Source organism: Halomonas sp. BC04 (assembly GCF_000568385.1).
In genome coordinates this window covers 1-8,062 of sequence record NZ_AZQX01000334.1, presented here as the reverse complement: position 1 = coordinate 8,062, position 8,062 = coordinate 1, and the positions used below count along the sequence as shown (strand labels likewise).

Here is an 8,062-nt window from a genome sequence, read left to right as displayed (position 1 = left end):
TATCAACGAGCTGCGTGCCACCGACGCGAGATCCGTCAGCTGATCGGGGAAATCCCCACCTCTACCAGCGTGATCACCGGCCACGACTCCTTCGGCTACTTTGCCAATGCCTACGGTCTGCGCTTCCTCTCGCCGGTGGGCCTCTCCACCGAGGCAGAGCCCAGCGCTGCCGATATGGCACGGCTGATCGACGTGATTCGTGAACAGCAGGTCAAGGCCCTGTTCCACGAGAACATGACCAGCCCGGCAATCATCAACCAGCTGTCGGAAGAGACCGGCCTGCCAATCGCCGGTACACTCTACTCCGACGCCCTGGCCGCCGAAGGCGAAGCCAGCACCTACCTGGGCATGATGCGTCACAATGCCCAGGTGCTGCATGACGCCCTGGCCGGCCATGACGATCACGGCCATGACCATGACGACGATCACGGGCATGACCATGGGCACGAGCATGACGACGACGACCATGGGCATAGCCACAGCCATTGATCAGCCGGTAACCAACGCACCGCCAGCGGCTGCGTAATCCACAGCGGGGGCGCCAATGGCGCCCCCGCTGTCTTGGTGGGGTCGCCTGGCCCTCACGTTCCCTTCAAACAGCGGCTTGCCGCCTGCCACCCCCCAGAGAAATCGTGGCAGAATCTGTCTAGCCGCTCTTTCGCAGCTGCAGCACCCTCACCGAGGGGGAAGCTCTATTAATCTGTTTTATATAAATTAATTATTCAGTGCGATCGCATCACTCTGGCCCTCCCCCTCCAATACCAAAGTCTAGTATCCGAAAGAGGCGCAAGTTTTGGCACGAAATGCAAAATTTTGGCGCGATACGTATAACCGCACTACGGGTTTCCACTTACCATGAAATGGCGTCGAAGATAGCCTGGACCACGCCATCCACAGCTGGCCAACACCTTACGCACAAAAGTTCACACGAAAGCACACAGGTTATCCACAGCTTGGGTGCCTCGAGTCAACAAGCGCCACCTGCGATAGGAGCTCTACGCCTGAGCATGAGTACTTCCGATGACGACATGGTCGCCCTGTTTCACGACATGATCCGCCGCTGCCTCGAGCAGGAGGTCGCGCCCCACTACGAGGCATGGGAAGAGCAGGGCGCGATGCCACGCTCGCTGTGGCAGCGGCTCGGCGAGGCCGGCCTGCTGGGCATCGACCTGCCGGAGGAGTACGGCGGGGCGGGGGCGGACTTCGCCATCACCCAGTTCGCCCTGGAGGAGATCTCGCGTCAGGGCTTCGGCGGGTTGGCCAGCGCTATAACATCCACGCCAATATCGTCATGCCCTACCTGCTGCATGTGGGCACTCCGGACCAGCGGGAGCGATGGCTGCCGGCCATGGCCCGGGGAGAGGTCATCGGCGCCATTGCCATGACCGAGCCCAATGCGGGCAGCGACCTGGCGGCGATGAAGACACGCGCCAGCCGCACCGGCGACGGCTGGCAGCTCGACGGCGCCAAGATCTTCATTACCAACGGTCAGGTGGCCGACATGGTGATCGTCTGCGCCAAGACCGACACCGGCGCCGGTGCCAAGGGGGTGTCGCTGTTCCTGGTGGATACCTCGCTGCCCGGCTTCTCACGGGGCAAGCCGATCAAGAAGATCGGCCAGCACGCCAGCGATACCGCCGAGCTGTTCTTCGATCGGCTGCAGCTACCCGCCGACGCCCTGCTCGGCGACGAAGGTGCCGGTTTCCGCTACCTGATGCAGGAGCTGCCCCGGGAGCGACTGGGGGTGGGCGCCAGGCGCTGGGTTCCATGGAGGGCGCCCTGGCGCTGACCCTGGACTACGTCAAGGAGCGCCGCGCCTTCGGCCAGGCGGTGTGCGACTTCCAGAACACCCGCTTCACCCTGGCCGAGGTGCGCGCCCGAATCGACATGGGCCGTGCCTACTTCGAGCACTGCGTGACGAAGTATCGCCGCGGCGAGATGAGCAGTACCGATGCCGCCATCCTCAAGCTCCAGCTCAGCGAGATGCAGTGCGACAACATCGATGCCTGCCTGCAGCTCTTCGGCGGCTATGGCTATACCCGTGAATATCCGATCTCGCGCTTCTATGTGGACGCGCGAGTCCAGACCATCTACGCCGGGACCTCGGAGATCATGAAGGAAGTGATCGCGCGCTCGCTGCTTGGCAGGGGCACCGCACCCGCCTGACATGAGGCCACGTCCAGGATACTGCGCTTCAGGAGACACCACATGCTGTTCGATTCAGTCGTCATTCTCGATGGCGCCCGCACTGCCATCGGCAGCTTCGGCGGCAGCCTGGCCGGCCTCACCCCCCATGAGATGGGCAGTATCACCGCCCGCGAGGCAATCCGGCGCGCCGGCATCGAGGCCGAGGCGATCGATCACTCGGTGTACGGGCACATCATTACCACCGGCCCCCAGGACGCCTACCTGGCCCGCCATATCGCCATGGATGCCGGAGTGCCCCAAGGCGCGGCGGCCTTCAACGTCAACCGGCTCTGCGGTTCCGGCGTGCAGGCGCTGATCTCCGCCGCCCAGCAGATCGCCCTGGGCGACAGCCACTTCGCCCTGGCAGGGGGCGCCGAGTCGATGAGCCGCGGCGCTTACCTGCTGCCGCCCCAGGCCCGCAACGGCCTGCGCATGGGGCACGCCGAGGTGACGGACATGACCCTGGGCGTTCTCAGCGACCCCTTCGGCAGCGGCCATATGGCGTCACCGCCGAGAACATCGCCAGCCGCTTCGGCCTGAGCCGAGAGGAGGTCGACCAGTTCGCCCTGGAGAGCCACCAGAAAGCTGCCCGCGCCATCGCCGCGGGGCACTTCGACGGTCAGGTCGTGCCGGTCACCGTCAGGCGGGGTCGCGAGGAGCACCGCTTCGATCGCGACGAGCATGTTCGCGATGGCGTGACCCTCGCCGACCTGGCCAGGCTAAGGCCCGCCTTCCAGAAGGAGGGGCTGGTCACCGCCGGCAATGCCTCCGGCCTCAACGACGGCGCCGCCTCGCTGGTACTGGCCCAGGCCGACGAGGCCAGCAGACGCGGCCTGACACCCCGGGCACGGATCGTCGCCGGCACGGTGGCCGGGGTCGAGCCAGCGCTGATGGGGCTGGGGCCGATACCCGCGGTGAAGCGCTGCCTGGCCCAGGCAGGGCTAACCATCGGCGACATCGACGTGATCGAATCCAACGAGGCCTTCGCCGCCCAGGCCATGGCGGTGGCCCGTGAGCTCGACTTTCCCACCGAACGTCTCAACCCCAACGGCGGTGCCGTGGGTCTCGGGCACCCGGTCGGCGCCACCGGGGCGATCCTGGTGCTCAAGGCCCTGGCCGAACTGGAGCGCACCGAGGGCCGCTATGGACTGATCACCCTGTGCATCGGCGGGGGGCAGGGTATCGCGCTCCTGATCGACCGCAAGACCTGAGCGATGAAACCAAGCCATCGGCTCGTGCAAGATCGACCTTTCCGGCTACCGGGTGTTGAGCCACTGTTTCAAAGAGTCGATATAACCATTGTTGCTTAGCAATAGAGTTGGTTACTGTAAATAAGCGATAAAAAAGGGTCTGAGGCATTGTGATGGAGCAGGAAAAAGCAGCAGGTTCCCGCTTTGCGCAGCCAGGCTATTCACAAGAGGCCATTCACGAGAGGCCGTTCATGCCGAATGTTGATTATTACAATAAGAAACCTTGGGTGAGCTACTACCGGACTGCCCGACCTGTAACGGGTCAAGCGGGAGAAGCGGGTGAAGCGCCTGCCAGTCACCACCGTCACGACAACCTGCCGGCGCTCATTCAGGCGGCTGGGGAAACCTACCGTCAACAACTCGCCTTCACCACCTGCATGCCCAACGGCATGAATGGTCGCCTGACCTACGGCGAGGTCGATGAAATGTCGGATGCCTTCGCCGTGTATTTACGCGAGTGCGTCAAGCTGGAGCCGGGCACACGCGTGGCCGTTCAGATGCCCAACTGCCTGACGCTGCCCGTTGTTGCCTTTGGCATCCTCAAGGCCGGCTGTATCCTGGTGAACGTCAATCCGCTCTATACCAAAAGGGAGATGGAGCACCAGTTCAATGACAGTGGTGCGCAAGCACTGGTCATCGTCGACATGTTTGTCGACAAGCTGGAGGCGATCATTGAACGGACGGACATCAAGCAGGTAGTGGTCACCTCTATTGCCCAATGGTTCCCTCCTGTTGTGAAGCGGGTATTGCAGCTGGTACTCAAATACTGGAACCGGGCAATCCCCAAATACTCGCTGGATGTCGATACCATCGATCAAGCCCTGAATATAGGCCGGGAAGCGAAGGCCGCGGCCGGCATCGATGTTCGCCGGTACTGGCAGCACTTGAGCCGGTCGGATACTGCCCTGTTGCAATACACCGGGGGCACCACAGGCGTCAGCAAGGGCGCCGAGCTGACCCATGGCAACCTGATCAGTAACCTGGAGCAGGTGGATTCGGTTGCCGGTGGTCACATCGAGCCGGGCAAGGAGTGCATCCTGACGGCCTTGCCGATCTACCACATCTTCGCCTTCACCGTTAACATGCTGGCGTTTTACCACAAAGGGGCGCACAACGTCCTCGTGCCCAGCCCGCGCCCGATTCAGAACTGCCAGCGCGCTTTCGACAACTACCCCATCTCCTGGATCTCGGGCGTCAACACCCTGTATAACGCCCTGCTGAACGAGGAGTGGTTCACTGTCTATCCCCCTCCCTCCATGAGGGTGGCACTGGCAGGTGGCACCGCACTGCACAAGGCAGTCGCCGAGCGTTGGCGCACGGTGGTGGGTAGCCCCATTGCCGAGGGCTATGGCCTGACGGAAACCTCCCCGGTCATCTGTTTCAACCCCATTGGCCAGGAGCGCCCCGACTGCATCGGAATACCGGCCCCGGAGACCGATGTGCGCCTTGTCGATGAGCAGGGCGAGCCGGTACCGGTCGGCGAGCCGGGTGAGATCATCGTGCGCGGGCCCCAGGTCATGAAGGGGTACTGGAATCGCCCCGAGGAGACCGCCGGCGCCATCAAGGATGGCTGGTTCTATACGGGCGATATCGGCGTCATGGCCGAAGACGGCTATTTCAAGATTGTCGATCGCAAGAAGGACATGATCCTGGTCAGCGGCTTCAACGTTTACCCCAATGAAGTCGAAGACTGCATCGCCCGTATTCCGCAGGTGCAGGAGTCAGCGGTGATTGGTGTCGTCGATGACCAGACCGGAGAAGCCGTCCATGCCTATGTGGTCTTGCGCGAGGAAGGCATCACCGAGAAGGATGTCATCGCGCATTGCAAGCAGGAGCTGGCTGCCTACAAGGTGCCCAGAAAAATCGTGTTCTGGAGTGAGTTGCCCAAGACACCGGTTGGCAAGGTCTTGCGCAAGGAAGTGCGAGCCACCGTCACGGGCGGCTGATCGGGTGATTTATCAGAGTCGATAACAACCATTGATAACAACCGTTGATAACAACAAAGCTGGAGCATAATGCATGCTGAGCCCACTGGAAGAGAGCTTATTGTCCATCATGATGGTGATCATCATGTTTGGCATGGGGTCATCGCTGACCTTCAAGGATTTCAGGCTGGCCATGCGCCATCCTCAAGCCGTTGGGGTCGGTTTTGCCTCCCAGTACATGCTGATGCCATTGATCGCTTTTCTATTATCGCGAGTGCTCAACCTGACCCCTGAGCAGACGGTTGGTCTGGTGCTGATTGGCTGCATGCCCGGCGGGACGACGTCCAATATCTTCGCCTACTTCTCGAAAAGTCTGCTCAGCTTGAGCATCATGATGACCATCTGCTCCACCCTGGCCGGTTTTGTCATGGTGCCCCTGCTGATGGAGTTCTACACCCAGGGCATCGATGACGCCTTTCGCATCCCGCCGGATCAGATCGCCCGGCTGCTCTTCGTGCTGCTGATTCCCACCCTTGTCGGCATGTGGCTGCGTCGCAGGAACTCCAACATCGGCGCCGTCATCGAGCTGATGGGGGGCGTGCTCGGTGCCATCGTCATCCTCTTCCTGGTGGTTACCTGGGTGCCCCGGAACTGGCGCCTGCTGGTTGAGACCGGCTGGGAAGTCTATGCCGCTGTCATTCTGATAGGCCTCATCGGCTTCGCCTTCGGCTACTTGTTCTCCCGCGTACTGCGGCTGAATCCCCAGAAAGCCAGGACGGTGTCGCTGGAAACCGGCATTCAAAATGGTCCCCTGGCGGCATTGATTGTCATCATGACGTTTGCCGATGAAACCCAGCAGCTCATCCTGCTGATACCTGTCATGTACTCACTATTCATCGTCATCAACTCTACCATTGCCACCGTCTTCTATCGTCGCTGGACCCGGCGTGAGGAGCTGGCACGGGACCAGGCCAAGGTCGAACCGGCGTGACGAAGCGAACTCGCCGGCTGCTATCGGTCAAGGGATGGCGCCAGGCGGCTTAGGCAGTGAAGTGGTCGCCCGCCGGTAGGCGGCGGGCGAATTGCCGGTCCAGGCCTTGAAGGCGCGGCTGAAGCAGGCCAGATCCTGGAACCCCAGTTCGTCGGCGATGGCCGACAAGGATCGCTCGGTGCGGGTCAACGCCTGGATGGCGAAGTCACGCCGGAATTCGTCCTTCACCGCCTGGAAATGGGTGCCCTCGGCGGCCAGTCTGCGGGCCAGCGTGCGCACTGACATATGCAGCGCCCCTGCCACGTCGTGCACCGAACCGGAAGAGGCCAGATGACGCGACAGGTGTTCGCGCACCCGGTGCGATACCACGCGATCTTCGAACGAAACATAGAACCAGTCGGCCGGGGCCCGGCGCAAAAAGGCCCCAAGGTGCTTCTTGGTCTGGCGGATCGGCTGCTCGAACAGGGCGGCGTCGATATAGATCGCGGTCTGTCGGCGCTCGAAGCTCACCTTGCCCGGGTAGAAGTAGAGATAGTCGGCGCTATGGGCCGGCTGGGGATAGGCACATTCCATCTTCAGCAACGGAATCTTGCGCGCGATCATCCACGAGGCGATACCGTGAAACAGCTTGAGCATCAGCTCATGCACCAGAATACGGCTGCCCACCGGCGGGCGATGCTCCACCAGCGCCACCCTCAGCAGGCCATCCTCGACGCTGTACTCGTAACCGAAGTCATCCAGCACGATACGGAAGAACAACGTGTAGCGATGCAGCGCCACCTTCAGCGTCGGCGCCTCCAGCACGCTGAGGCAGAGCAGCTTGAGCGTGCCGCCTCGCAGCGGCCTGGCGAAGAACCCCGGCGTCTCGTCATCGTACTCGTTGACCAGCAGCCGATAGAGGGTGGAGAACTGATCCACCGTCACACGCCCATGGGTAGCCGTGAGCAGGAACGGCGAGATCCCCGCGCGCTCGAGATAGCCCCCACGGGCACTCTCCGCGACAGGAACGCCGCGAAACAGCTCGTTGACGAAATGCATGGAGACCGTGACGGTCACTGAAGGCCCATCCTGGAAGTGAGATAAACAATAGCGATGCTCGAACCATCATGCCTTTTTTGGTGCATGTCGCAATGGTGCGGACCAATGAACCAGGCCCTATCACGCTTGATAGGGCCGGTCAGCTTGCTGTCACCACACCGAGGTTCGCCTGGGCCCCAGCCTTGTGGGACGATGGGAGTTTTCCCAAGGAAAGCCGGCCATGCTCGAATTCCGTGACGTGCACAAGGCCTACCCCACGCCCCAGGGCCCGCTGACGGTACTGGAGGGTATCGACCTGCAGCTAAGTGCCGGCGAGAGCCTGGCTCTGATGGGGGAGTCGGGCTGCGGCAAGTCGACCCTGCTGCACCTGGCGGCGGGCCTTGACCTGCCGGAGGCCGGCGAAGTCGTGATTGCCGGCCAGGCCATCTCCGCGCTGGAGGACCCTGCCCGGGCCCGGCTGCGCCGCGATTCCCTGGGCCTGGTATTCCAGCAGTTTCACCTGGTGCCGAGCCTGAACGTGGGTGACAACCTGCGCCTGCAGGCGCGGCTGGCCGGGCGGGAAAATCCCGAGTGGTCGGCGCATCTCATGGAGCGGCTGGGCCTTGCCGGTCTGGAGCGTCGCTACCCGGAGCAGCTCTCCGGCGGCCAGCAGCAGCGCCTGGCCATCGGTC

5 protein-coding genes and 2 pseudogenes are annotated in these 8,062 nt (G+C 62.3%); 6 read left to right on the top strand and 1 reads right to left on the bottom strand.

From position 1 onward, the window contains the following. The 5 genes and pseudogenes from Q427_RS22515 to Q427_RS22495 all read left to right on the top strand — a co-directional run. A partial coding sequence (locus tag Q427_RS22515; protein WP_043517443.1) for a metal ABC transporter substrate-binding protein occupies nt 1-489 on the top strand: 489 nt, incomplete at its 5' end. 518 nt (nt 490-1,007) lie between these two features. Beyond that, nucleotides 1,008-2,166, top strand: a pseudogene (locus tag Q427_RS22510) (acyl-CoA dehydrogenase family protein). 42 nt (nt 2,167-2,208) lie between these two features. After that, a pseudogene (gene bktB / locus Q427_RS22505) lies at nt 2,209-3,398 on the top strand (beta-ketothiolase BktB). Nucleotides 3,399-3,550: 152 nt separating this feature from the next. After that, nucleotides 3,551-5,383 carry an AMP-binding protein gene (locus Q427_RS22500; RefSeq protein WP_231613862.1) on the top strand — a complete coding sequence of 611 codons (1,833 nt, stop codon included), beginning with the start codon at nt 3,551-3,553 and terminating at the stop codon, nt 5,381-5,383. A gap of 73 nt (nt 5,384-5,456) precedes the next feature. Continuing rightward, nucleotides 5,457-6,353 (top strand): bile acid:sodium symporter family protein, encoded by an 897-nt coding sequence (locus tag Q427_RS22495; protein WP_043517441.1) that lies wholly within the window; start codon nt 5,457-5,459, stop codon nt 6,351-6,353. 27 nt (nt 6,354-6,380) lie between these two features. Here Q427_RS22495 and Q427_RS22490 read toward each other — a convergent pair whose 3' ends face one another. Beyond that, the gene (locus Q427_RS22490; RefSeq protein WP_043517440.1) at nt 6,381-7,409 is read right to left on the bottom strand and encodes an AraC family transcriptional regulator; all 1,029 of its coding nucleotides are present in this window, start codon (nt 7,407-7,409) and stop codon (nt 6,381-6,383) included. 202 nt (nt 7,410-7,611) lie between these two features. Here Q427_RS22490 and Q427_RS22485 point away from each other — a divergent pair. Further along, on the top strand, nt 7,612-8,062 hold a 451-nt coding region (locus Q427_RS22485; protein WP_043517439.1), incomplete at its 3' end, for an ABC transporter ATP-binding protein.

What these genes read in the sequence shown, in the direction of transcription:
- Q427_RS22495 (WP_043517441.1), top strand. Translation starts at nt 5,457, where the DNA reads ATGCTGAGCCCACTGGAAGAGAGCTTATTGTCCATCATGATGGTGATC.
- Q427_RS22500 (WP_231613862.1), top strand. Translation starts at nt 3,551, where the DNA reads ATGGAGCAGGAAAAAGCAGCAGGTTCCCGCTTTGCGCAGCCAGGCTAT.